The 24252-nt window shown below is 53.1% G+C and carries 20 protein-coding genes, 2 tRNA genes and 3 rRNA genes; 8 read left to right on the top strand and 17 right to left on the bottom strand.

Features of this window, described 5'->3' with window-relative positions; genetic code table 11:
- Window positions 1-5 precede the first annotated feature (5 nt).
- On the bottom strand, window positions 6-1148 hold the full coding sequence (mqnE, locus tag NOU37_07200; GenBank protein ID MCQ4575012.1) for an aminofutalosine synthase MqnE: 1143 nt from the start codon (window positions 1146-1148) through the stop codon (window positions 6-8).
- A 206-nt stretch (window positions 1149-1354) separates the two neighbouring features.
- On the opposite strand from mqnE, the gene NOU37_07195 reads away from it, so the two are divergent.
- The 3 genes from NOU37_07195 (at window position 1355) to NOU37_07185 (ending at window position 4069) form a co-directional block, all read left to right on the top strand.
- Complete coding sequence (locus NOU37_07195; protein ID MCQ4575011.1) at window positions 1355-2641, top strand: (Fe-S)-binding protein; 1287 nt, start codon at window positions 1355-1357, stop codon at window positions 2639-2641.
- Window positions 2642-2674: 33 nt separating this feature from the next.
- Complete coding sequence (locus NOU37_07190; protein MCQ4575010.1) at window positions 2675-3076, top strand: RidA family protein; 402 nt, start codon at window positions 2675-2677, stop codon at window positions 3074-3076.
- An 81-nt stretch (window positions 3077-3157) separates the two neighbouring features.
- Complete coding sequence (locus NOU37_07185) at window positions 3158-4069, top strand: complex I NDUFA9 subunit family protein (GenBank protein ID MCQ4575009.1); 912 nt, start codon at window positions 3158-3160, stop codon at window positions 4067-4069.
- 153 nt (window positions 4070-4222) lie between these two features.
- Here NOU37_07185 and purM read toward each other — a convergent pair whose 3' ends face one another.
- Together purM and purF are read right to left on the bottom strand one after the other, a co-directional pair.
- The gene (gene purM / locus NOU37_07180; GenBank protein ID MCQ4575008.1) at window positions 4223-5281 is read right to left on the bottom strand and encodes a phosphoribosylformylglycinamidine cyclo-ligase; all 1059 of its coding nucleotides are present in this window, start codon (window positions 5279-5281) and stop codon (window positions 4223-4225) included.
- 60 nt (window positions 5282-5341) lie between these two features.
- Window positions 5342-6760 carry an amidophosphoribosyltransferase gene (purF, locus tag NOU37_07175; GenBank protein MCQ4575007.1) on the bottom strand — a complete coding sequence of 473 codons (1419 nt, stop codon included), beginning with the start codon at window positions 6758-6760 and terminating at the stop codon, window positions 5342-5344.
- A 260-nt stretch (window positions 6761-7020) separates the two neighbouring features.
- Here purF and thiE point away from each other — a divergent pair, with 260 nt between their 5' ends.
- From thiE to NOU37_07160, 3 genes are all read left to right on the top strand, one after another.
- Window positions 7021-7674, top strand: a complete 654-nt coding sequence (thiE, locus tag NOU37_07170; protein ID MCQ4575006.1) for a thiamine phosphate synthase — start codon at window positions 7021-7023, stop codon at window positions 7672-7674.
- An 88-nt stretch (window positions 7675-7762) separates the two neighbouring features.
- Window positions 7763-9391: a murein biosynthesis integral membrane protein MurJ gene (gene murJ, locus NOU37_07165; protein ID MCQ4575005.1), complete on the top strand. Its 1629-nt coding sequence runs from the start codon at window positions 7763-7765 to the stop codon at window positions 9389-9391.
- A 242-nt stretch (window positions 9392-9633) separates the two neighbouring features.
- On the top strand, window positions 9634-9912 hold the full coding sequence (locus NOU37_07160) for a TMEM165/GDT1 family protein (protein MCQ4575004.1): 279 nt from the start codon (window positions 9634-9636) through the stop codon (window positions 9910-9912).
- Window position 9913: 1 nt separating this feature from the next.
- On the opposite strand, the gene proB is transcribed toward NOU37_07160, so the two are convergent.
- Window positions 9914-11044 carry a glutamate 5-kinase gene (gene proB, locus NOU37_07155; protein MCQ4575003.1) on the bottom strand — a complete coding sequence of 377 codons (1131 nt, stop codon included), beginning with the start codon at window positions 11042-11044 and terminating at the stop codon, window positions 9914-9916.
- Between the two features lie 176 nt (window positions 11045-11220).
- On the opposite strand from proB, the gene NOU37_07150 reads away from it, so the two are divergent.
- Window positions 11221-11415, top strand: a complete 195-nt coding sequence (locus NOU37_07150) for a hypothetical protein (protein MCQ4575002.1) — start codon at window positions 11221-11223, stop codon at window positions 11413-11415.
- A gap of 81 nt (window positions 11416-11496) precedes the next feature.
- Here the strand turns inward: NOU37_07150 and gatB are convergent, their stop codons facing one another.
- The 6 genes from gatB to rpmB form a co-directional block, all read right to left on the bottom strand.
- A complete protein-coding gene (gene gatB / locus NOU37_07145; GenBank protein MCQ4575001.1) occupies window positions 11497-12936 on the bottom strand; it encodes an Asp-tRNA(Asn)/Glu-tRNA(Gln) amidotransferase subunit GatB in 1440 nt (479 codons plus the stop codon).
- Window positions 12937-13013: 77 nt separating this feature from the next.
- Window positions 13014-13721, bottom strand: a complete 708-nt coding sequence (locus NOU37_07140) for a metallophosphatase family protein (protein MCQ4575000.1) — start codon at window positions 13719-13721, stop codon at window positions 13014-13016.
- The gene (gatA, locus tag NOU37_07135) at window positions 13718-15196 is read right to left on the bottom strand and encodes an Asp-tRNA(Asn)/Glu-tRNA(Gln) amidotransferase subunit GatA (GenBank protein ID MCQ4574999.1); all 1479 of its coding nucleotides are present in this window, start codon (window positions 15194-15196) and stop codon (window positions 13718-13720) included. Before gatA ends, NOU37_07140 begins: the two co-directional genes overlap by 4 nt.
- 85 nt (window positions 15197-15281) lie before the next feature.
- Window positions 15282-15572, bottom strand: coding sequence for an Asp-tRNA(Asn)/Glu-tRNA(Gln) amidotransferase subunit GatC (gatC, locus tag NOU37_07130; protein ID MCQ4574998.1), 291 nt, complete (start codon window positions 15570-15572; stop codon window positions 15282-15284).
- Window positions 15573-15585: 13 nt separating this feature from the next.
- Complete coding sequence (locus NOU37_07125; GenBank protein ID MCQ4574997.1) at window positions 15586-16509, bottom strand: hypothetical protein; 924 nt, start codon at window positions 16507-16509, stop codon at window positions 15586-15588.
- A 4-nt stretch (window positions 16510-16513) separates the two neighbouring features.
- A complete protein-coding gene (gene rpmB, locus NOU37_07120; GenBank protein MCQ4574996.1) occupies window positions 16514-16747 on the bottom strand; it encodes a 50S ribosomal protein L28 in 234 nt (77 codons plus the stop codon).
- 234 nt (window positions 16748-16981) lie between these two features.
- On the opposite strand from rpmB, the gene NOU37_07115 reads away from it, so the two are divergent.
- Complete coding sequence (locus NOU37_07115) at window positions 16982-17422, top strand: cytochrome c (protein MCQ4574995.1); 441 nt, start codon at window positions 16982-16984, stop codon at window positions 17420-17422.
- A gap of 515 nt (window positions 17423-17937) precedes the next feature.
- On the opposite strand, the gene NOU37_07110 is transcribed toward NOU37_07115, so the two are convergent.
- The 7 genes from NOU37_07110 to NOU37_07080 form a co-directional block, all read right to left on the bottom strand.
- Window positions 17938-18309 carry a hypothetical protein gene (locus NOU37_07110; protein MCQ4574994.1) on the bottom strand — a complete coding sequence of 124 codons (372 nt, stop codon included), beginning with the start codon at window positions 18307-18309 and terminating at the stop codon, window positions 17938-17940.
- Window positions 18310-18513: 204 nt separating this feature from the next.
- Entirely contained in the window at window positions 18514-18972 is a 459-nt protein-coding gene (locus NOU37_07105) for a transcriptional repressor (protein MCQ4574993.1), read from the bottom strand.
- Between the two features lie 74 nt (window positions 18973-19046).
- Window positions 19047-19158 (bottom strand): 5S ribosomal RNA (rrf, locus tag NOU37_07100).
- A gap of 64 nt (window positions 19159-19222) precedes the next feature.
- A 23S ribosomal RNA gene (locus NOU37_07095) occupies window positions 19223-22212 on the bottom strand.
- A 77-nt stretch (window positions 22213-22289) separates the two neighbouring features.
- Window positions 22290-22365, bottom strand: a tRNA-Ala gene (locus NOU37_07090).
- 13 nt (window positions 22366-22378) lie between these two features.
- A tRNA-Ile gene (locus tag NOU37_07085) sits at window positions 22379-22455 on the bottom strand.
- 98 nt (window positions 22456-22553) lie between these two features.
- Window positions 22554-24131, bottom strand: a 16S ribosomal RNA gene (locus NOU37_07080).
- Together the 16S, 23S and 5S rRNA genes with 2 tRNA genes alongside form the textbook arrangement of a ribosomal RNA operon.
- Window positions 24132-24252: the final 121 nt, after the last annotated feature.

The raw sequence follows: 24252 nt of genomic DNA, 5'->3' as shown, positions 1-24252 counted from the left end.
TCAATTTAATGAACCTCGACACAGTCCTCTTTCCGGGTCTCTGCAAGATGCCATCTGTGGTCATATTTATTGTCCGGCCTTATTACTTCCCTGTAAAGCGTGTCCCTTTCCACCGGTCTGTGCCCTGACTCTTCTATCAGCTTTACAATCTCCCCTACAGACAACTCTTCCGGCGTGTCCGCCCCCGCCGAGTGGGTTATTCTCTCCACCAGCACCGTTCCGTCCATGTCATCCACACCGAAACTCAGCGATACCTGGGCGAGCTTTACGCCCAGCATTATCCAGAAGGCCTTTATGTGGGGAAAATTGTCCAGCATCAATCTGCCGATGGCCAGGGTCTTGAGGTCCAGTGCGGCGGTGGTGCGGGGAAGTTCCTCGAGGGGGGTGTTGTCGGAATGGAATGCAAGGGGGATGAAGCTCATAAACCCGCCGGTCTCATCCTGGAGCCCGCGCAGTTCGAGCATGTGGTCTATCCTCTCCCCGGCCGATTCCATGTGCCCGTACAGCATGGTGGCGTTACTCTTCAGGCCGAGCCGGTGCGCCTCGCGCATAACGCCCAGCCAGCCCTCTCCCTCCAGCTTGTCGGGACAGAGTTCCTTCCTCACCCTCGACGAAAAGACCTCGGCCCCGCCGCCCGGTATTGACCCCAGGCCCGCCTGCTTCAAGGCGACAAGTGTATCCTTTACCGAAAGGCCCGCCCTCTCGCCCAGATGGGCTATCTCTACCGCCGTAAGGGCCTGGAGGTGTACCTGAGGATAACGTTCGTGCAGCCTGCCAAGCATCTCAAGGTAGTAATCAAACCCGAGCTTCGGATGCAGCCCGCCCACTATGTGTATCTCTGTGGCCCCCTGCTCTACCACGCCCTCGGCCTCTTCTATTACCTCGTCCAGGGTCATGGCGTAGCTGCCTTCGTCTCCCTCCTCCTTGGAGAAGGCGCAGAACTTGCACTGGTTCTTACATATGTTGGAATAGTTTATGTGGCGGTTTACGATGTAAAAGGTCTTGTCACCGTTCTTACGCTCCTTCATGATGTCGGCCATGCGGCCTACCTGAAGGACGTCGTTAGATTCATAGAGCCGGAGTCCGTCTTCCCGGCTCAACCTCTTGCCGTCAACCACCTTTTTGTATATGTCCTGCAGGCTTCCCAAGTCAGTTATCTTCTTAAAACAGTTTCCTTTAGTGAAATTCCCGGATTTTTGAAAATATCAGATAATGGCCGCAAAATCAAGGCAATACCAACGTCCGGAACAGAGGTTTACAGGGGGCGCACATCGAGTAGGGTTAGGTGTGTAAGATGCCCTAATTTATTTGCTTAAGTCTGCCGTATAAACTAAAATTGTTTTAAGGTGCCGTTATGGGTATAGAAGAAGCGAAAAGAGAGATTGCAAGATGCGCGAAGTGCGGCAAGTGCCGTTCTGTCTGCCCCGTGTTTCTTGAGACCGGCGATGAGACGCGCGTGGCCAGGGGCAGGATAAGCCTTGCAGAGGCCGTATTCCAGGGCGAGATATTCTACACGCCCGAACTCAGGGACTATATATATTCGTGCAAGAAGTGTCTGCGGTGTCAGGCCGTATGCCCCTCCGATGTGAATTTCAGCGAGATTATAGATGCGCTCCTTGAGGGCATAGAGAAGAATATGGGCATATCACGCCTGGCCCGTCTTGTGTTGCGGCACATCCTTCCCAGACGGAGGTTGTTTGACTTCATAATCCGCGCCGCCGCCTTCGGGCAGAGGTTTATCCCCGGTGAGCGGCAGGGAACGCTGAGACACCTGCCGCTGTTTTTTATGGGCAGGAAGTGGGTGCCTGCCCTGGCCGCACAGACCGCGCTGAATAAGCACAGGCAGACAAAGAAACTTACCAGGCCGAAGATGCGGGTGGGCTTCTTTGTGGGCTGTATGACAAACTATGCTAATCCCCATATCGCAGACTCCCTCATAAACGTGCTCAATATGCTGGACATTGAGGTGGTTGTGCCCCCGGAACAGGTGTGCTGCGGCATTCCTGCCAGGTCTCTGGGGGATATGGTCGCGGCCAGGAAACTGGCCGAGAAGAACAGGAAGGTGTTTGAGGCGGAGGACCTTGATGCCATCGTATCCGGCTGCGGCACCTGCACACTGACGATAAAGAGGGACTACCTGAAGATGCTGGGCGATTCATGGAAACCCATGCATGATAAGATTTACGATATAAACGTGTTCCTGGAAAAATTTACGGAGTACGAGACGGTGCCCCTGGACTCTACGGTCACCTATCATGACCCCTGCCACCTGCGCTGGGGCCAGGGTATTATCAAAGAACCGAGGGAAGTGATTAAACGGTGCGCCACGTTCAAGGAGATGGAGTATCCTGAGAGGTGCTGCGGCGGCGGGGGTATTTTTGCCATCATATACCGTGACCTGTCTATGAAGATAGGTGAGCACAAGATAAAATCCATAGAAAGGTCCGGGGCGGAAAAGGTGGTGACGTCTTGCCCCGGGTGTGTGCTTCAGATCTCAGAGCTTGTCGCAAGCAGAAATCTACCCGTAGAGACGCTCCACGTGGTAGAACTCCTCGAAAGGACGATTAAGAAAAACGGCAGGTCCGCTCAGGTCAAAGAGGATACCGCGATTAAAGAAAAAGCTGCGGGGGCGGGCGCCTGAACTTCGATCCGTAAGTGGGGGAGGTGGTCATGCATGGATAAGGAAGTGGTTTCTACTACAGACGCGCCACAGGCCATAGGCCCTTATTCTCAGGGTGTGCGTGCGGGCTCACTGGTGTTCGTTTCCGGCCAGATACCCATCGACCCTGCCACGGGTGACGTTATAGAGGGCGACATCCGGGCCCAGACACGCCGCGTGCTGGAAAACATCAAGGGAATACTGGAGGCCGCCGGCTTGTCGCTGGAGAACGTAGTAAAGACCACCATATTCCTGGAGAGTATAGAGGAGGACTATGGCGCGGTTAATGAGGTGTACGCCGGGTTTTTCAAGGACTCCAGGCCCGCACGCTCGACTGTTGAGGTGTCAAGGCTGCCGAAGGATGTGGGCGTGGAGATTGAGGCCATCGCTATAGTGGAGGCAAGGAGCAAGAAATAATACTGATAACGGAGGGTGGTCCTGCCTCTGGCACGACCCTGCGGTACCTACTGTGGCTGTGGCAAATATGGAGGGTGGAACATGATATTGGTAACGGGCGGTACGGGCTTTGTCGGACGTAATGTCGTAAGGAAGCTGGTCGAAGAAGGGAAGGAAAAGGTAAGGTGTCTGGCACGAAAGCAGTCACGCCGGCAAGTGCTGAAAGGTCTGGGCGTAGAATTCGTGGAGGGGGACATAACGTCCCCGGGGACACTTGAGAAGGCGATGAAGGGCGTGGAGAAGGTCGTTCATATTGTGGGCATCATCGTTGAGAAGCCCCCTGAGGTGACGTTTGAGAGGATACACGTGGAGGGCACGGCCAACGTGGTGAATGCCGCAAGAAAGGCCGGGGTAAAGAAGTTTGTTCACATGAGTGCAATGGGTGCCGGGGCCGACGCGGCCAGCCGCTACCACACCACCAAATGGTCGGGCGAGGAGGCCGTCCGCTCAAGCGGTATACCGTACGTAATATTCCGGCCGTCTATAATATGCGGCAAGGACGACGAGTTTGTAAACATGTTCGCCCAGATAGTCAGGCAGACCCGGTACCTGCCCATCTTTTACGTCATCGGATCGGGGAAGGTGAAGATGCAGCCCGTCTATGTGGAAGACGTGGCACACTGCTTTGCGAAGGCCGCGGCCAGTGAAAAAATAGTAAACAAAACTTATGAGCTGGGCGGGCCGGAACAGTTAACCATGGATGAGATACTGGACACCATATTCAAGGTGATGGGTACACGGAAGAAAAAGCTCCACCTGCCGCTGAAGAGTGCGTGGCCCATGGCCTACCTGATGGAAAAAGTCAGTGAAAAACCCATGATTACCCGTGAACAGCTTATTATGATGCAGAGTGACAACGTGGGTGACATAAAAGAGATGAAAAGGGACTTTGAACTGAAGCCGATGAAGTTCGAGGACGCCGTCAGGACCTATCTTAAACAGGGACCGGAGTAGTAAATACCCTTATTGCCATTCCGGCTGATTGTTCGGGTTTTCTTTGTCCAATTTCCACTTCAATCGTTGGTTAACGAGATGCTTGCAATATGCGGGAACACGGGCTTGTGTGTCAAGACGCACCCCACATGTTGACAATTATTACACGCTGTGTTACACCAACTCGACCCGGCGTTTGCCCCTTACCACCTTTCCTATAACGGCGGCATCCTGCCCGGCCGAACGGAGCTGACGTATTATCGAGTCTTCGTAATAAGCCTTCACGATAACTACCATGCCTATGCCCATATTGAACACACGGAACATCTCGTCTTCCGGTACGTCTCCAAGTGTTTTGACCAGTGTGAATATGGGTTGGGGTGTCCAGAGTTTCTTTTCTATCCTGACGGAGGTACCGGCAGGCAGTATGCGCGGTATGTTTCCCTGAAAACCCCCACCTGTGATATGAGCGGCCCCTTTTATCACGTGTTTTATCTTGTAGTGCCCCAGTATCTTCTTCATGGCCCTGACGTATATCTTCGTGGGTCTCAGCAGCTCTTCTCCCAGCGTGGCGCCGAGTTCTTCGACCTTCTTGCTGACGGACCATTTGTGTTTCTGGAAAAAAACCTTTCTTACGAGTGAGAACCCGTTGCTGTGTAACCCGCTTGAATAAAGGCCCACCACGACGTCTCCCGGTGTGATGGCCTTGCCCATTATGAGGTCTTTCTTTTCTTTAACCCCTACGGCAAACCCGGCAAGGTCGTATTCGTCATCACGATAAAAGTCGGGCATCTCGGCCGTCTCGCCCCCGAGCAGGGCGCAATCAGCCTCCCTGCACCCGGCCACAATGCCCCTTATGACCTCATGCAGCCTGGAGGGGTCGACCTTCCCGGCGCCCACGTAGTCGAGGAAGAAGAGGGGGTCTGCGCCCATGGTCAGGATGTCGTTCACGCACATAGCCACCAGGTCTATGCCGACCGTGTCATGCTTGTCCATCATAAAGGCCACCTTGAGTTTCGTGCCGACACCGTCGGTCGAGGCTACCAGTACGGGGTTGCGGTATTTTTTGAACAGGCGGTTTTCATAGTGCAGGCTGAAGAGTCCGCCAAAGCCGCCGGGGCTTTCAATGACCCTCGGGCCGAAGGTCTTTCGCATGTCTTTGTGTATGTCCCCGGTGAATTTCTCCTTGGCGGCTATGTTTACCCCTGCGTCTTTATAATATATTGGGGGCATGGCTGGACCTTGCTGGTGGTGTGTGAGGCGAGATAGCAGGGTTATGTTGCGAAGCAGAGCCTACACAACAATGATGTGTTCGCCGGCCTTTTCTTCCCACTCTTCCGAGTCCTCAGGGGCCTTTTTGATAATTTCCGCCGGTACGGGATATTTGCCGGCAAAACAGGCGACACAGTAGTCCTTGGGGGAGGAGGTGCAGCTCAAAAGGCCCTCGATACTGAGGTAGCCCAGGCTGTCCACTTCCAGGAACTCTGTTATCTCCTCCAGGGGACGGACTGCCGCGATTAGTTCCTTTTTGATCTGAAAATCAATCCCGTAATAGCACGGATAGCGGTGCGGGGGACAGCTAATCCTTACGTGTATCTCCTTTGCGCCGGCCTTTCTCAGCAGTCCTAAGCGGCTCTTGGAGGTAGTACCCCGCACTATTGAATCGTCCACCACGATTACCCTTTTATCCGTGACCACGTTTGAGATGGCGTTAAGCTTGATTTCCACCTTTTGATGTCGCTGTTCGACGTGTGGCTGGATGAAAGTGCGTCCCACGTAGTGGTTACGTACAAAGCCGCGGTCCAGAGGAATTCCAGAGGCCTGGGAATAGCCCATGGCCGCGGAATTCCCTCCCTCCGGCACGGGTATCACTATATCGGCCTCCACGGGGCATTCCTCCGCCAGCTTGGCACCCAAGCGCTTGCGGAAGAGGTGTACATTTTCTCCGTATATCATGCTGTCAGGTCTGGAAAAGTATATCAGTTCAAAGATGCAGTAGGACGGTTTTGCAGGGGCGAAGGTCTCTGACCGCAGACCATTCTTGTCGATATAAATGACCTCTCCGGGGGAGACTTCTCTAAGATATTGTGCCCCAATCTGTTCAAGGGCACAACTCTCTGAGGCCACGGCGTAGCCGTCGTTCAGTTTACCAATGCACAGGGGCCTGAAACCATTCGCGTCTCTGGCGGCGATCATCTCACCGGGCGTAAGAATTAAGAGGGAAAAGGCGCCCTTGAGGTCGCTGAGCAGACCGGAGAGGTTGTCGCGGTATTCTGGTTTTGCCATGAGGTGGAGAATCACCTCGCTATCGCTGGTGGTCTGTGTCTGAAACACTGCGCCGATTCGTTCGAGGGAGGCCCTGAGTTCCTTTGTATTGACCAGCTGGCCATTGTGTGCAATCGCCACCTGTCCCTTTGAGTATTCAGCCACAAAGGGTTGGGCGTTACGTAACTCGCTCCCGCCTATGGTGGAGTAACGGACGTGTCCGATGGCGGCGGGGTTTCTCAGGCTCTTAAGCTTCTGCGCCGTGAAGACGGTAGAGACCAGCCCCATTCCCCTGTGTGAGATTATACTCCGGCCATCGGTAGAAGCGATACCGGCACTTTCCTCACCGCGATGTTGGAGGGAATAAAGGCCAAAGTAGACCTTCTCCGTGGCGTCAAGGCACCCGTACGCACCAAAGAGTCCACATTCGTGTTTTAACTCAGTCACTGAACGGCCATCCCCGAAAGAGAATAATTGCTGCCCCTCCGCCAATCGGTCAATAACAGGATAGGGTTAAACAGGTATGCCCTGTGCATGAAGGTCTTGCCTGCGCTCTTCATAGACAACTCAATTATAACATTCTTGCCTTGTCAGTCAATAGCTTCCGTGTTGGTGGTAAAAACGGGAAATAATTCTCTATTACATGGTGTATAAACGCTTTAGATAAAAACCTTGAAGGCAGGACTATATTATGATAATGATAAATCTTGCGAGTTACGAAGGACGGGAAAAACCTGCGAAAGGCCATTGAGGAGGCAAGACTGTATGTCTTGCTGACGCCCAGTTTGTGCAAGGGGTCAGTCATTGATACTGCAAGGCTTGCCATACGCGGAGGCGCTGAAGTCCTCCAGCTGAGGGCCGGGGACATACCTCGAAAAGAGATCCTCAAGGCTGCCACGGAGATAAGGGAGCTGACCCGGGAACTTGGCGCTATATTTATCGTAAATGACTACCCCGAGGTCGGCATAGAAGTTCAGGCGGATGGGTTACACCTGGGTCAGGAAGACATGCCTGTTGAGGAGGCCAGACGTCTGGTTGGCAATGACAGGCTTATCGGAGTTTCAGCCCATAATATTCATCAGGCCCGTCAGGCACAGACGCACGGGGCAGACTACCTGGGGATTGGCCCCATCTTCCCCACGGACACCAAGACGCGGGCGGAACCCGTGGGCACACAACTGATCGAAGAAATCGTGAGTGAAATAGATATACCATTTTTCGCCATTGGAGGCATTAACACAAACAATATCCGGCAGGTCTTAGATTCAGGGGCTACACGCGTGGCGGTTTGTTCGGCGATAATCGCTCAAGAAGACGTGCTGGCGGTTACGAAACACTTCATACGTGAGCTGACCCGATGACCCCCCTAAGACAGGGTGTTAAAACGTATAATCCCTCATGCGTGACGGCTTAATACCTTCAGGCAGCCCTTTAAGACGGTAGACAACATTGCCCAAGCACTCTTTCATAAGGTCTGCTAGCACAATAAGCCTCTGTACATTGTTAAGCCGTGTACTGGGCTTAACCCGCGACATCCTCTGCGCCAGCGTTTTCGGTACGGGTATGGTCTGGGACGCCTTTTCCGTTGCCTTCCGTGTGCCGAACCTGTTCCGCAGGCTTTTCGGCGAAGGTGCATTGACTGCGGCCTTTGTGCCGGTGTTCACTGAATATCTGGAGAAGCGCGATGAACGTGAGTCCTGGAGACTCGTAAGCGTCGTCGCAACGGTACTGGGCCTTTTCCTTGGCCTGCTGGTAGTCCTGGGAGAGGTCGTTTTCTACATACTCCCAAGGCTCACACCTCTCAGTGAAAAGTGGCAACTGGTGCTTGAGCTGTTGGCCGTAATGTTTCCCTACATGCCGCTTATCTGTCTGGCGGCACTGATATCGGCCGTGCTTAATTGCCTCCGGCACTTCCTCATGCCAGCCCTCTCTCCGGTCATTCTGAATGTATGCTGGATAGCGGGCCTCCTCTTCCTCGCGCCCATGATGGGAGACACCCAGGAAGAGAAGATCTTCGGTGTGGCGCTGGCTATTCTAATAGCCGGCGTTTTACAATACGGTGTACAGCTCCTGGTGCTCAGAAAGGAGGGGGACGTCGTAAGCCCCATCCTTGAGCCCTCTCATCCGGGGCTGAGGAAGATTACAGGGCTGATAGGTCCCGTGGTCTTTGGTCTGGCCATTGTGCAGGTGAACGTCCTGTTGGACAGCCTGATTGCCATCGGATTTTCCTCGTCGCCGGGAGGACACGACACGTTTTCGTTCTTGGGAAATGTCTACGAATACCCCCTTCATAGCGGGGCGGCGTCGGTGCTCTATTATGGAGACCGCATAATAGAATTTCCGCTGGCGCTTGTGGGCATTGCCATGGCTACCGCGATGTTTCCCACCATTTCAACATATGCGGTCAGGAACGACTGGGAGGCATTTTCCACCACCCTGCGGAAGGTGCTGCAGATAGTGATATTTATCAGTGTACCGGCGTCTCTCGGGCTTATGGTGCTGGGCGGGCCGCTCATAGAGCTCTTTTTTGTGAGGCACGCCTTTACAGAGGAGTCCGCACTCCGTACGACCTCAGTAGTCTTCTTCTATGCAACAGGGATATGGGCGTTTTGCTCCCTTCACATCCTTATAAGGGCGTTCTATTCGATACAGGACACGAAGACCCCGGTGAAGGTGGGGGCCAGTATGGTGGTTCTTAATCTGACTCTGAACCTTACCCTGATCTGGTTCTTGAAGGAGGGGGGTCTGGCGTTTGCAACGGCCATTTCCGCCATGACACAGGCGACGGTACTTTTTGTTATCCTGAGAAAAAGGCTAAAGATAAAGGGTCTGGAGGGGGTAATGGCGTCGGTTGGGCGGACCATGCTTGCCTCAGCCGTCATGGTGGTTGCATGTATTATTGTGTTGGACATGTTGCCTGAACACCACGGGGATTTTTCGTTAAAGGCGTTGCGGCTCTTTGCGCCACTTTCCGCCTCGGTGGTGGCGTTTCTGGTTACCGCCTATATACTTGGCTCGGAGGAGCTTCGGTATCTGTACGATGAACTGGTGAAAAAGGCCATAGTAAAAGAGGATTAGACGGTAATACATCATGTGTTCCCTATGAAAGATTTTTTACAATTGTCATTCTGAGGGAGTAGAACAATCAAGGAATGTAGCGTTGGAGCTTGCTCCAACGTTAAACGTGGCAGCAAGCTGCCACGCCACATACAAGATTCTTCGCTCAAAAAACTCAGAATGACACATGATATTAGACTGATTTCATGTAGGGAAATTCTTGGAATTATTAAAGTCGGGATAATGAGCTAAGGAGAACGCTAATGGACATCGATTTGAAGGTTCTTGTCGGCACGTTCGGTGCTATTTTCGCCGCGGAATTTGGTGACAAAACACAGATAGCGGCAATATTTATGGCCAGTCAGACCGGTAAACCGGTGACGGTCTTCATCGGCGCGGTCCTGGCCATGACGATAGTGACTCTGATAGGCGTAACCATCGGGGCGGAGATCGCGCAGGCAGTGCCCACAAAATATATTCGCAACGGCGCCGCCGTTATCTTTATAGGCATAGGGGGGCTGATACTCCTTGGGAAGCTCTAGATCACTGGATTAGCACCATGTTGTCCCTGTGCACCACCTCGTCGTAGGGTTTGCTGCCCAGGGTCTTCTTTATCGAGGAGCTGGACTGCCCCTTTATCTTCATGAGCTCTGTTGAAGAATAATTTGTAAGGCCCCTGGCGAACTCGGCCTTATCACCTGCGGTGGATATAGAAACCACGTCTCCCCTGTCAAACCCCCCGTCCACGTCGGTTATCCCTGAGGCCAGGAGGCTCTTGCCCCTCTTTGAGAGGGCGGCGAAGGCGCCTTCGTCAATGTATATCCTACCCTTGGGCCTCAGCGTAAAACCTATCCAGCGTTTGCGGCTCTTGAGCCTCTTGCGGGCGGGGAGAAACAGTGTACCCAATTCCTCACCGTCGATTATCCTCGTCAGGACGTCGGGTGTCCTGCCGTTTGCGATGATAACGGCCTCTCCGGAATTGGTCGCTATGCGCGCGGCCTTGAGTTTGCTTTCCATGCCGCCCATACCGAGATGCGTCATGGACCCGGACGCGAGCCGTTCCACGTCGCCGGTAATCTCCTCCACCACGGGCACAAACTCCGCACCCTTACCGGGTTTTTTGTAGAGTCCGTCCACGGATGAGAGCATTACCAGCAGCTCCGCCCTCAAGAGATTGGTCACCAGGGCGGAGAGGATGTCGTTGTCGCTAAAGCTGATTTCTTCCACCGAGACGGTGTCGTTTTCGTTGATTACGGGTACGACCTTAAAACCGAACAGGGCGTTGATTGTGTTACAGGTGTTTAAATACCGGTGGCGTTCCTCCAGGTCTTCTCTGGTGAGCAGGACCTGGGCGGCATGATATCCCTCGGCCTTAAAACAGTCGTCGTAGGCCCCGGTCAGTTTGCCCTGGCCAACGGCTGCTGCCGCCTGTAGTTCCGGCAGTGTAGACGGTCTCCTGCGCATGCCGAGTTCGCCCATCCCCGCACCCACGGCACCGGAACTTACAAGGGCAACCTCGTAGCCGCGTCGCTTCAGGCCCACTATCTGCTTGGATATGCTTGAGACCTGGGCCGTGTCCAGAAGTCCGTCCTTTGTGGTAATTACGCCGGTGCCGACCTTTACAACCAGCCGTCTAGTCCTGGAGACAAGTGCTTTTCTGAGGTCTACGTTCATGGAGTACCAAGTAATGTACGGTCAGAAAGTTTTTCTATCAAGCCTATTGACATTTAAACACCTTGTGATATTATCGCCCAGAACCTCTGTATAGCATCGTGTGGGGCATTGATTGCCGGATTCATTATAGTGTTATCTTTTATAAACTCAACTTATCCTTCCCAAAGGAGACGAAAATGGCTAAAAAAAGTGGTTCAGGGGAGATTTTGGTAGTAGGCAGCAAGGTAAAGGAATATATAAAAAGCAATGGGTGTATGACGTCCGGGGAACTGATTGCGGCGCTGAGCTGTAAGGTTGAATGTCTTCTGGATAGCGCCATCGAAAGGACGAAGGCGAACAAGAGAAAGACCGTCGGTCCTTGTGACGTATAGTCCCGGTTTCCCGTCTTGTGCCCAAACAATTTCTATAAGTTAGTTATGGCGTGTGCGAAGTGATGTCCTGGTAGGCAGGGTTTAGTATGCCTTAAGTTTTTGCGTGAGGAGTTCGTTAGCGACTTTGGGGTTTGCCTTGCCCTTGGACTGGCGCATTATCTGGCCGACAAGAAAGCCTAGTGCCGTCTTTTTACCTTTTTTGAAATCACTAACTGCCGCCGGGTTTTCATCCAGAATCTTTGAAACGAGTTCTTCCAGCTCTCCTTTGTCGCTTATCTGGAGGAGCCCTTTCTCCTTTACCAACTCGGCGGCTTCCTTGCCCGTGTCAGCCATACTTACAAATACTTCCCGGGCAACGGGCATGCTGACGGCCCCCTCCTCAACCATCTTTACCAGTCCTACCAGAGACTCGGGACAGACCTTAAAGTCTTTTATCTCGACTTTCCTTTCCTTAAGCTCCCTGAGCACGTCGTTTGTTATCCAGTTACACAGGGGTTTGGGAGTGGCATGGAGTCCTACGCTCCGTTCAAAATAATCTGCCACCGCCTTGTCTTCCGTGAGGACCCCCGCGTCATAATCTGAAAGGGAATATTCCTCCACAAACCGGTTTCTCCTGTTTATCGGGAGCTCAGGAAGCGCGGACCTTAGCTTATTGAGCCAGCGTTCTTCGATGGCCATCGGCACCAGGTCGGGCTCAGGGAAATATCTGTAGTCGTGGGCCTCTTCCTTGGAGCGCATCCTCCCGGTGCGACCCTTTACCTCATCCCACAGCCGGGTCTCCATGTCTACCTCTTTTCCTGAGTCCAGGACTTCTGTCTGCCTGCCTGTTTCATATTCCAGGGCCTTCAGCACGGCCTTCATAGAGTTAAGGTTCTTCATCTCCACCCTGCGGCCCAATTTCTCCTGACCCACGGGCCTCAGTGATATCGAGGCCTCGAACCTGAGAGAGCCCTCCTGCATCTTGCAGTCGGAGACCTCGTTGTACAGCAGGATATTCCTCAGAGTCTGCATGAACTGCTCGACCTCTTTAAGGTCTCGCATGTCCGGGTTGGTGACTATCTCAAGGAGTGGAACTCCGGCACGGTTGAAATCCACCAGACTGTAATCAGCCGAAGGGTCTTCCGGGTGGATGAGCTTACCGGCCTCTTCTTCCAGGTGCACGTTGTTGATGCTGATCTTCTTCATCCCTTCATTCGTCCTTATATCGACGAACCCGTTCAGACCGAGATTGAGATGGTTTTGTGATATCTGATAGTTTTTCGGCAGGTCGGGGTAGTAATAGTTTTTTCGATCGAACATGCTGAAGAGGTTTATCCCGCAGTTAAGCGCCAGGGCGGCCCTGAGGCTGTATTCCAGGGCCTTTTTGTTCAGTACGGGGAGGACGCCGGGCATACCAAGGCACACGGGGCAGACCTGGGTATTGGGCGGCGTGCCAAAGGTGGTGGAACACCCGCACCAGAGCTTTGACGCCGTCGCCAGCTCTGCGTGTGTCTCAAGGCCGATGACTATTTCGTATTTCATTTATCAGTTTAGTATGAAGTTCCCAAATATTTAGTACACGTGGCAGACAAGCTGCCACGCTACATTTTTATGAGAGTTTAAAACTTTCCATGTTTCAGTTTCTCGGAAATGACCTCTATATGTTGAAACTGCAAGGCCGTCCCCTTAAGGGCCTTGACGGTCTCGCTAATGTCGTAATCTACCTTCTTGAACTCTATGTTGCCGTCTTCCCATACTGCGTAAGCGGCCTTGGGGATGTTGCCGCTGGGGAAGCCCACGCTCCCCGGATTAACGACGACCGTCTTGCCGACCTTCATCTGCATCGGCATATGGGTATGGCCAATAAACACAAAGTCGGCATCTACCCCTTCAAGCTCCCTGGCCATGACCTTCTCGGACGTGTCCGGCGGGAGGAAGGTGCAGTTGTTTCCCCCCGGTGAGCCGTGGGCCAGCAGGAACTTGAAACCGTCTACCTGTACCTCTTCCACAAGTGGGAGGTCTCTCAAGAACTGCTTTTCTGCTTCATCCAGAACCCCTCGTGTATACTCCTTTCCCGGCTCGGCCAGTTCACTGTACTCCGGCGGGCAACAGCAATCGTCACGCAACCCGCTTACCGCGTCATCGTGGTTTCCTCTTACTATCTTCTCGGAGATTTTTCGTACTGTTTCGATGGCCTCCTTAGGGTTGGGCCCGTAGTTCACCAGGTCGCCCAGACAGAATATCTTGTCGACCCCCTTTTCGTTGTCCCGAACGGCAGATAGCGCCTGGATGTTCGCGTGTATGTCAGATATTATCAATATCTTCATAGGCAGTCCCTTCCGGCCCTTTTCCGGTGGTAATCGGTTTCTCTCTCAAAGGCGCGGGCGACCCTCAGAAGTGTTGTCTCATCGAAGTGTTTTCCCATTAGCTGTAACCCGATGGGAAGGTTGTTTCGCGTAAAACCGCACGGTATAGATATCCCGGGTATCCCTGCCAGATTTGCCGGGATCGTGAACACGTCGGAGAGATACATCTCCAGCGGGCTCTCAAGGCGTTCCCCGAGCCTGAATGCGGGCGTCGGCGACGTTGGACATAAAATGACGTCTACCTTTTCAAAGACCGACAGGAAGTCTTGTCTGATGAGGTTTCTCACCTTAGACGCCTTCAGGTAGTAGGCGTCGTAATAGCCGGAGCTTAGTGCGTACGTTCCGAGCATAATCCTGCGCTTTACCTCACTGCCAAAACCCTCGGCCCTGGAACGACTGTACATGCTAATGGTTCCGTCTGATGACGCCGTCCTGTACCCGTAGCGGACACCGTCGTACCGGGCGAGGTTGGAACTGGCCTCGGCCGTGGCGATTATGTAGTAGACGGCCACCGCATATGGCGTGTGTGGCAGAGAGACCTCGATCACGCTGGCATCAAGGCCCTTGTAGGTCTTGACGGCCCCTTCCACGGCCTGCCGTACCTCGTCGTCCAGTCCCTCGGCGAAATATTCCTTCGGAATTCCTATGCGGACGCCGTCTATGCGGTCTTCAAGGGCTGACAAATAGTCCGGCACAGGCATATCAGCGCTGGTAGAGTCCCTCTCATCGTGCCCCGCTATCACCTGTAGCAGCAGTGCCGCGTCCCTGACGTCTCTTGTGAGGGGCCCAATCTGGTCGAGTGACGACCCGAAGGCTACCAGGCCGTACCGTGACACCCTGCCGTAGGTCGGTTTCATGCCTACCACACCGCAGAGGCTCGCGGGCTGCCTTACGGAGCCGCCAGTGTCGCTGCCAAGCGCCATACAGGCCATTCCGGCGGCGACGGCCGCGGCCGAGCCGCCACTGGAGCCTCCCGGACTGCGGCTCACGTCCCAGGGGTTTTTCGTCGGATTAAAACTGGAATTCTCTGTCGAAGAGCCCATGGCAAATTCGTCGAGATTTGTCTTGCCAACGATGACGGCCCCCTCCGCCTTTAACCTCTCCGTCACGTGGGCATCATACGGAGGGACAAAATTGCCCAATATCTTGGACGCACAGGTGGTCCGCAGGCCTTTAGTGCATAAGTTGTCCTTTACGGCGACGGGTATTCCCGCGAGAAGTCCCGGTTTTTCGCCCCTCTGCATCCGGGCATCCAATTCTCTGGCCCTCTCAACGGCGCCTTCCCTGTCAAGACTCAGGTAGGCGCTTATGACGGGGTCTTTTTCTTCTATCTGGCGGAAGACCCCTTCTGTCGCCTCCTGTGACGTAAGCTCGCCAGAGGTGAACTTTTCTCTTAATTCAAAGGCGGTAAGCTCATGTATGGTCGATGTATTCATATGTCTTGAAAACGGGGGCACGTTATTGTGCCCCCCTGTTCCATACGGCCTGTTTATCTTGTGGTAAACTTTAAGATGTAAGGGTTCAGTCTATCACCTTTGGCACCTTAAAAAAATCTTCTGCCCTGGAGGGTGCGTTTTTCAGGGCATCCTCCACATCTATAGACGGTCTTATCTCGTCCTCACGGAAGACGTTCTTTGTGGTGGCGGCATAGGCCATGGGTTCTACCTGCGACGTGTCTAACTCCTTGAGTTTCTCTATGTATTTTAATATGTCTTCGAGCTGGGTGGTAAGTATCTCCCTCTCCTCCTCACTGAGTTCCAGTCTGGCCAGGAGGGCTACATGGTCAATGGTCTTTTTGTCGATAAGGGACACGGAAAGTCTCCTCCTAAAAAATGCTTTCCACCGGGACGCCTTCCTTAAGCCGGCCTATGACGTCGAGAGACTCGTGGCCGTACTTTTCTTCAAGGGCATGTGCGGCCATCAGTTCAGACTTGTCCTGATGGCATATCCTCACGAATTCATCCAGCGGTATGTCCAGCATAGCGGTCGAAAGGTATATACACAGACCTTCCTCATAATCGGCGATATCGCGGCCAAATCTGTTTCGGTTTGCGGCCCTGAGCTCCTCAACCAGAAATTCTCCATACTCAAAACACAAGAATGCCATAAAGAGCCTGGCGTCGTCTAGGGTGGAAAAGCCTACCCTCTCATGGAAGACAGACTTCCCCATGTGCTGGAAAAATGGAAGTCCTTCCTTGTCCAGCTTCTCGGCCGCCAGCCTGCAGTACCTGTTTATCGAATGAGTAACTACGCCTCTGGTACAGCGGCTTCCCCCGACGCCCCACGCCGCCCAGGGCCTGTCCCGCAATATGAAATAGACGCTGTTTTTTATCTCGTCGATGTATTCCAGGGAAAAGTTGAGTTCCCTGTCCTCTGTCTTCCAGTCGGTTACGAATTCCCTGACAAGGCGGTACATTTCAGGGTTGTCATTGTAAGGGTTGTGGAAGGCCCGCCAGGAAATGAGGCAGTGGAGGTATTCGTGCAAAAGCAGACAGTCAAGGCGTGCATCGTCAAGTTCAAAGACGTCATCTGACAGGAGGCTGAGGTTGTAAAACGGTCTGGGTTTCCCAGAGATGTCGAAACCCACGGGAAACACCAGGACGTCAAAGTCAGAGAACTCTAAGCCATACTTAAACCCCGTTATTTCCAGCTGACCAAGTGCTCTTTGGATAATCTCCTGTCTGTACCTGGTCAACTGGCCACAGGCAGTGCGCAGGGAGACTGTCCTTATTGTCTGGCAGGGGCTCATTACGCTAGACCACCTTGACCACCTTTCCCGCCTTGAGGCATCTGGTACAAATCTTTATCCTGGTTATGGTTCCGTTATTGAGTCTAGCCTTGATTGGCTGCAGATTGGCTAGATATGTTCTCTTGGTTTTGCCTGTTATCTTACGCCCGACACCACCCTTTTTCTTGGCCAGGCCGCGGCGCGCGTAGGCATAGCCGGTTGTTGTGCCTTTTCCACATACGTTGCAAACCCTGGACATCTCGAACCTCCAAGCCAGCAAATGTTTAAACACCTGTTTTCTAATATGTACTATAAATTCAGTATTTTAGCAAGAAAAATACCATCCATGACGCGGTATAGACGCGCAACATAAGGCGGCATTTCGTTTTTCTAAAATATGTTGACAGGGTAGGCAAATTATGGAAATATGGGACTATACGTCTTATAACATGATTATTTACCAGTGACTGAGTTATTAATGGAGGTGTCGTATATGGGGAGATTTTATCCTTTTTTCCTAACCGGTGTGTTTGTTTTGTCTACGCTCTGCATAAGCATCCCTGCATCTGGTGAGGAGATATACAAATCCAAGAAAAGTGAAGAGAAGGTCAAGGATACCATGGAGATCCTGCAGGAGGGCCTGGATGAACTCGAAGAAGCCGTACTGAAAGACGACATCCCAGCGACAATCAAGATAACGCATGAATTGGACGAGGCCTCACATTTTATTTGTAATCTAGACCTTTCACAGTCAACCCTGTCAAAGGTAGATCAGCGGGAGTTCGAGAGGTTGAGACAGACCCTGCACCGCCGGATGCATGCCCTGAGCGAAGCGGCTGACGAGGGGAATACTGACGCCGTGCTGGAGCAATCCTTCAAGGTAAGGGAGGCCTGCGACACCTGTCATCATGATTTTAAGAAGGGACGGGGATAACGGCCGCAGGTGCTTTAACGGTCTGTTTTAACTGTTAATGGGCCGTAGGCCGCGAGTAGTTAACGAGACCGTTGTCCCAGCAACACGTATCTCGCTACGAAGGCCGCTGAGATGACGTGAAAGACCCAGTGGACCTCAAGCCCTTCCCCCGGTGATGCTCATACTGTAGGGTATTATGCTTATGGTAAGAAAAGACGGTATGGCCTCACTGGATTCGTCCCATTCGATCCTTCTGGCACCCCCGAGCATCATGCAGCCGATGATTATCAATGCCGGGGCGATAACGGGGTAAAGATACTTACCCCCTTCTACCTGGTAGCCGTGCCCGACCCCCCCCTCCGTACTGGAAACCCATAGAAAGGGTCATGGTAATCACCGACTTGAATGAAGTCTTGTTGTGTTTACAACGAAAACCCCATAAACCACAAGGGTTTATAATACGATGAGAAGGGGACAAACAGGTGGTAAACGTATCTGGCAAAGGGCAGGGATATGCCGTAGAAAAGCGAGCCTTCTTACGCCCTCAAGAAGAATCCGAGGATGACTTCGAGCGCGTTGGACATGACCGTCCAGGCTATACAGACGACCGCCACACCCAGGTTCTCTCTGGGCCGTTCATGCCGGGCCTTGCCCGAATAAAATATGGCCGTGCTGGCCAGGGCCAGGATCAGGGCCTCAAGCGTAATGGTGTCGTGTCCACGTCTGAAGCCGAAATATATACCGAGCCCATTCTCTACCAATATCAGGCCCATAAACAGGAGAAGGAAAAAGCGTGCACGGCCGACGGACTTCAGCGTTAACGCCTTTCTGGCGCGGGACAGAAAGATTAACGACAAGATGGACGCCAGCAACAAGATTCCTTCCATTAAGAGGTCTAAGGCCAGCAACTTTTATTTCCTCCTGCTATTTTGGTCAGGTAACACGAAACAAACCAGTGGGAATGCAATAAATAAACTGTATATCTACTATTTCTGCAGCCTTATTTAAAGGGAAAAATCTCGTCTTTTATAGACTTTTTTGTTTCCGGTGTTTCCGCAACCCTTTTGTGTTGGACACCGGCCTGTCTCTGTTGAATGTTCGGGCGGGTCTGGCTAGGACGTTGTGTTTGCCTTGTGGCAGTCTTTGCACAGGCCGTGTATTTGCATGCGGTGGGATTCAGGCTTGAACTTGTGCCTTACGCAGACCTTGTCCTGCAGGCGCTCGAGTGCTTCATCCGTGAACTCGATTATCTTGCCGCAGCCGGAGCATATCATGTGGTCGTGGTGTTCGTTTGCGTGGACGTGTTCGTAGTGGGAATGTTTTTCTCCAAAGATTACCTCCCGGAGGTGTCCGCTTCTTACAAGCAGGGCGAGTGTGCGGTAGATGGTGGCCTTGGAGACGCGCTGGTGGTTCTGTCTGAGGCTTAGCAACAGATCCTCCGCCTCAAAGTGTTTGTGCGTTGTGAACGCCCGCCTGAAGATGGTCTGTCTTTCGGGGGTGTATTTAAGGCCTTTAGCGGCGAGGTACTCCTTGAACAACTGTTCTTCTGCCTGCGTGTCCTTGTCTGTCACGGTCGTTTTCTGGTAATGAGAATTCGGTAATAAAAAACCCGTCCGTTTGCCGGACGGGTTACTTATATAGATAATTTCGGCAGTGACCTACTCTCCCGGCTTGTCTGCCAGTACCATCGGCGCAAGAGGCTTAACTGCCGTGTGCGGAATGGGAACGGGTGTTTCACTCTTGCTATAGCTACCGAAAAAGAGCTTGAAGACAACAGAATAGTGGAAAAGGTTTCTGGGCACACCACAAGCAAAAAAACGGGCAACCAAGCTCCTCGACAAATTAGTACCAGTTAGCTAAGTACATTACTGCACTTACACACCTGGCCTATCAACCTCGTAGTCTACAAGGTGTCTTTCTCCCTCAAGGGGATGCGATACCTAATCTTGGAGGGGGCTTCACGCTTAGATGCTTTCAGCGTTTATCCCTTCCGAACTTAGCTACCCAGCTGTGCCGCTAGCGCGACAACTGGTACACCAGCGGTTCGTCCATCCCGGTCCTCTCGTACTAGGGACAGCTCTCCTCAAGTATCGAACGCCCACGGCAGATAGGGACCGACCTGTCTCACGACGGTCTAAACCCAGCTCACGTACCGCTTTAATCTGTGAACTCCAGAACCCTTGGGACCTTCTTCAGCCCCAGGATGCGATGAGCCGACATCGAGGTGCCAAACCTTCCCGCCGCTATGAACGCTCGGGGAAGATCAGCCTGTTATCCCCGGAGTACCTTTTATCTGTTGAGCGATGGCGCTTCCACACGCAACCACCGGATCACTAGGCCCTGCTTTCACACCTGCTCGACATATATGTCTCGCAGTTAAGCCTCCTTATGCCCTTACACTCTACATGCGGTTACCAACCGCACTGAGGAGGCCTTTGGGCTCCTCCGTTACCTTTTAGGAGGAGACCGCCCCAGTCAAACTGCCCGCCTACCACTGTTCCCGGCCCGGATTCACGGCACCAGGTTAGGGTCCTAACATAATAAGAGTGGTATTTCAAGGATGACTCCATCCGCCCTAGCGAGCGGACTTCAAAGTCTCCCACCTATCCTACACATATCATGCCAAAACTCAATAGTAGGTTACAGTAAAGGTTCACGGGGTCTTTCCGTCTTGCCGCGGGTACGTGGCATCTTCACCACGACTACAGTTTCGCCGAGTCCCTTGTTGAGACAGCGCCCAAGTCGTTACGCGTTTCATGCACGTCGGAATTTACCCGACAAGGAACTTCGCTACCTTAGGACTCTCATAGTTAGAGCCGCCATTCACCAGAGCTTCAGTTCAGAGCTTCGTCCACCGAAGCGGACTAACCCATTCCCTTAACTTTCTGGCATCGAGCACGCGTCAGTCTGTATACTTCGACTTTTGGTCTTTGCACAGACTTGTGTTTTTAGTAAACAGTCGCCCGGGCCTCTTTGCTGTGACCCGCTCGAAAGCGGGTGCCCCTTTTCCCGAAGTTACGGGGCAATTTTGCCGAATTCCTTAACAAGGGTTCTCTCGAGCGCCTTTGGATATTCACCTCGCCTACCTGTGTCAGTTTTAGTACGGACACCGCCAGGACTCGCAAACGAGGCTTTTCTTGGAAGACAGTACCGGTTACTTACGGGCTCAAGGCCCACGCATTCGCCTTTGATGCCTTGGCGTTCCGGATTTTCCTGGAACGGCATCTCGGGCTTAGACAGACCATGTCTATTAGGCCTGCTAACCTTCCTGTCTCCGTCCCCCCATGCTCAAGCGTCCTAGTGGTGGTACGGGAATGTTGACCCGTTGTCCATCGTCTACGCCTTTCGGCCTCGACTTAGGTCCCGACTAACCCTGGGCGGATTTACCTTCCCCAGGAAACCTTAGGCTTTCGGCGAATGAGATTCTCACTCATATTATCGCTACTCGTACCGACATTCTCACTTCTACATCGTCCAGGAGTCCTCACGGTCTCCCTTCAGCCTATCGTAGAACGCTCCTCTACCATCCGCCAGAGGCGGATCCGCAGCTTCGGCAACAGACTTAAGTCCCGTTCATTTTTGGCGCGAAAGCACTCGGCTAGTAAGCTATTACGCACTTTTTAAATGATGGCTGCTTCTAAGCCAACATCCTAGCTGTCTTAGCACTCTCACTTCCTTTTTCACTTAGACTGTTTTGGGGGCCTTAGCCGACGGTCTGGGCTGTTTCCCTCTTGACCTAGGAGTTTATCCCCAGGGTCTGACTCCCACGCTTGGACGGATAGTATTCGGAGTTTGATTGGACCTGGTAGCCTGGTGGGCCCCAGAGTCCATTCAGTGCTCTACCCCTATCCGGAAACACGTGAGGCTAGCCCTAAAGCTATTTCGAGGAGAACAAGCTATCACCGGGTTTGATTAGTCTTTTGCCCCTACCCTCAGCTCATCCCACCACTTTTCAACGTAGACGGGTTCGAACCTCCACGGACTTTTACATCCGCTTCATTCTGGCCAAGGGTAGATCACCCGGTTTCGTGTCTGCTGCGCACTACCAAGACGCGCTATTAACACTCGCTTTCGCTACGGCTTCGTGTCTGATAACACTTAACCAAGCAGTACACAGCAACTCGCCGGTCCATTATACAAAAGGTACGCGGTCACACGTTGTGCACCCGAAGGCGCACCATAGTGCTCCCACCGCTTGTAGGTACATGGTTTCAGGTTCTATTTCACTCCCCTAACAGGGGTTCTTTTCATCTTTCGCTCACGCTACTTGTTCGCTATCGGTTGCCAAGGAGTACTTAGCCTTAGGAGGTGGTCCTCCCGAATTCACACAGGCTTTCTCGTGGCCCGCGTTACTTGGGATACCGACGAGGGAGAGTCAGAATTTTCGCCTACGGGGCTATCACCCGCTGTGGCCAGGCTTTCCTGCCTGTTTGGCTAACGCTGACCTTTGTAACTCCCCGGGCGGCTCCCTGTCGCCACCCAATCGATTCCCACGACCCCCGACATGCAACGCACAAGGGCTTTTACACATGCCGGGTTTAGGCTTGTCCCCGTTCGCTCGCCGCTACTGAGGGAGTAGATTTTTCTTTCCTTTCCTGGAGGTACTGAGATGTTTCACTTCCCTCCGTTGCCCTTGATACCCTATGTATTCAGGTACCAATACCTGGGTATTACCCCAGATGGGTTGCCCCATTCGGAGATCTCCGGGTCAAAGCTTGCTTGGCAGCTACCCGAAGCTTATCGCAACCTGCTGCGTCCTTCATCGGCTCTTGGCACCAAGACATCCACCATGAACCCTTAGTAGCTTAGCTACCCAAAAGCTATATGGTGTACTTGCCACCTTTTCCGCTATTCTAAGTTGTCAAAGAGCAATTATAATCTAAATTCTTGGTGGAGATGAGCGGGATCGAACCGCTAACCTCGGCCGTGCAAGGGCCGCGCTCTCCCAGTTGAGCTACATCCCCTTTAAGGGAGCTCTGGTGGGCCTAAGTGGAGTCGAACCACTGACCTTTCCCTTATCAGGGGAACGCTCTAACCAGCTGAGCTATAGGCCCAATTATGTGCGCGCCGTGGCTCATAATTGGGTCGATAGCCACCTGCAAAGATTAAACAGCATAATGCCGAGGAAGAGCCCCTTTTACGTCGTCCTTAGAAAGGAGGTGATCCAGCCGCAGGTTCTCCTACGGCTACCTTGTTACGACTTAGTCCTCCTCACGGGACGTACCTTCAGCGCCTCCCTCCCTTGCGGGTTGGGTCAGCGATTTCTGGTACACCCTGCTTGGGTGGCTTGACGGGCGGTGTGTACAAGGCTCGGGAACATATTCACCGCGGCGTAGCTGATCCGCGATTACTAGCGATTCCAACTTCACGGAGGCGAGTTTCAGCCTCCGATCCGAACTGAGGCCGGTTTTTTGGGTTTCGCTACACCTCGCGGCTTCGCATCCCTTTGTACCGGCCATTGTAGCACGTGTGCAGCCCGGGGCATAAGGGCCATGATGACTTGACGTCGTCCCCACCTTCCTCCGTCTTTACGACGGCAGTCTCTCTAGAGTTCCCGGCATGACCCGATGGCAACTAGAGACAAGGGTTTCGCTCGTTAGAGGACTTAACCCGACACCTCACGGCACGAGCTGACGACAGCCATGCAGCACCTGTGATAGTTACGGACTGGATACCGTTGGTTACCCTTTCAGGCTCCTACTTCTACCATGTCAAGCCCCGGTAAGGTTCTTCGCGTTGCATCGAATTAAGCCACATGCTCCACCGCTTGTGCGAGCCCCCGTCAATTCTTTTGAGTTTTAGCCTTGCGGCCGTACTCCCCAGGCGGGGCACTTAATGCGTTAGCTACGGCAGGGAAGGGTCGCCCCCCCCCTACTTAGTGCCCATCGTTTACGGCTAGGACTACCGGGGTATCTAATCCCGTTTGCTCCCCTAGCTTTCGCACCTCAGCGTCAGATACAGGCCAGAGAGTCGCTTTCGCCACCGGTGTTCCTTCTGATATCTACGCATTTCACCGCTCCACCAGAAGTTCCACTCTCCCCTCCTGTCCTCAAGCCTCGCAGTTTCGAATGCAGTTCCCTGGGTGAGCCAGGGGATTTCACAACCGACTTACAAGGCCGCCTACGTGCGCTTTACGCCCAATGATTCCGAACAACGCTTGCCATCTCTGTATTACCGCGGCTGCTGGCACAGAGTTAGCCATGGCTTCCTCTGGAGCTGTAGTCAAACAGGATGCTATTGACACCCTGCATTTCCTGGCTCCTGACAGAGGTTTACAACCCGAAGGCCTTCTTCCCCCACGCGGCGTCGCTTCGTCACCCTTGCGGGCATTGCGAAATATCCTCGACTGCAGCCTCCCGTAGGAGTTTGGGCAGTGTCTCAGTCCCAATGTGGCCGACCACCCTCTCAGGCCGGCTACCCGTCAAAGCCTTGGTAAGCCGTTACCTTACCAACTAGCTGATGGGACACAGACCCCTCTCCGGACGCAACCCACCGAAGTGGACACGTTTAGTCACCGGTCATGCGGCCAGTGACATTATGGGGTATTATCGGACCTTTCGGCAAGTCCCTTGCGGGCTCCGCTATCCCCCTTCCAGAGGCAGGTTATCTGTGTATTACTCACCCTTTTGCCGCTCGGCTCTTTCCCCCGAAGGGGAAGTCCTCGCTCGACTTGCATGCCTAATCCACGCCGCCAGCGTTCGTTCTGAGCCAAGATCAAACCCTCCATAGAAAAAAATACTTCTATCTGCCAAAAGGCAGAAAAGGTTCAATCAACTTAACTTATGGGGCTCTTCGCTGCGGACATTATGCTGTCAATCTTTTTTTCAAAGAGCAGTTTCGAAAGAGACGCC

Origin of the sequence: Candidatus Bathyanammoxibius amoris (assembly GCA_024451685.1) — a bacterium.
GTDB lineage: Bacteria > Planctomycetota > Brocadiia > Brocadiales > Bathyanammoxibiaceae > Bathyanammoxibius > Bathyanammoxibius amoris.
The sequence above is the reverse complement of the archived record's forward strand: the minus strand, read 5'-3'. Positions and strand labels throughout refer to the sequence as shown.

Coding starts and splice junctions, on each gene's coding strand:
- NOU37_07195 (MCQ4575011.1), top strand. CDS start 1,355: ATGGGTATAGAAGAAGCGAAAAGAGAGATTGCAAGATGCGCGAAGTGC.
- NOU37_07190 (MCQ4575010.1), top strand. CDS start 2,675: ATGGATAAGGAAGTGGTTTCTACTACAGACGCGCCACAGGCCATAGGC.
- NOU37_07185 (MCQ4575009.1), top strand. CDS start 3,158: ATGATATTGGTAACGGGCGGTACGGGCTTTGTCGGACGTAATGTCGTA.
- purM (MCQ4575008.1), bottom strand. CDS start 5,281: ATGCCCCCAATATATTATAAAGACGCAGGGGTAAACATAGCCGCCAAG.
- NOU37_07160 (MCQ4575004.1), top strand. CDS start 9,634: ATGGACATCGATTTGAAGGTTCTTGTCGGCACGTTCGGTGCTATTTTC.
- proB (MCQ4575003.1), bottom strand. CDS start 11,044: ATGAACGTAGACCTCAGAAAAGCACTTGTCTCCAGGACTAGACGGCTG.
- NOU37_07150 (MCQ4575002.1), top strand. CDS start 11,221: ATGGCTAAAAAAAGTGGTTCAGGGGAGATTTTGGTAGTAGGCAGCAAG.
- gatB (MCQ4575001.1), bottom strand. CDS start 12,936: ATGAAATACGAAATAGTCATCGGCCTTGAGACACACGCAGAGCTGGCG.
- NOU37_07140 (MCQ4575000.1), bottom strand. CDS start 13,721: ATGAAGATATTGATAATATCTGACATACACGCGAACATCCAGGCGCTA.
- gatA (MCQ4574999.1), bottom strand. CDS start 15,196: ATGAATACATCGACCATACATGAGCTTACCGCCTTTGAATTAAGAGAA.
- NOU37_07125 (MCQ4574997.1), bottom strand. CDS start 16,509: ATGAGCCCCTGCCAGACAATAAGGACAGTCTCCCTGCGCACTGCCTGT.
- rpmB (MCQ4574996.1), bottom strand. CDS start 16,747: ATGTCCAGGGTTTGCAACGTATGTGGAAAAGGCACAACAACCGGCTAT.
- NOU37_07115 (MCQ4574995.1), top strand. CDS start 16,982: ATGGGGAGATTTTATCCTTTTTTCCTAACCGGTGTGTTTGTTTTGTCT.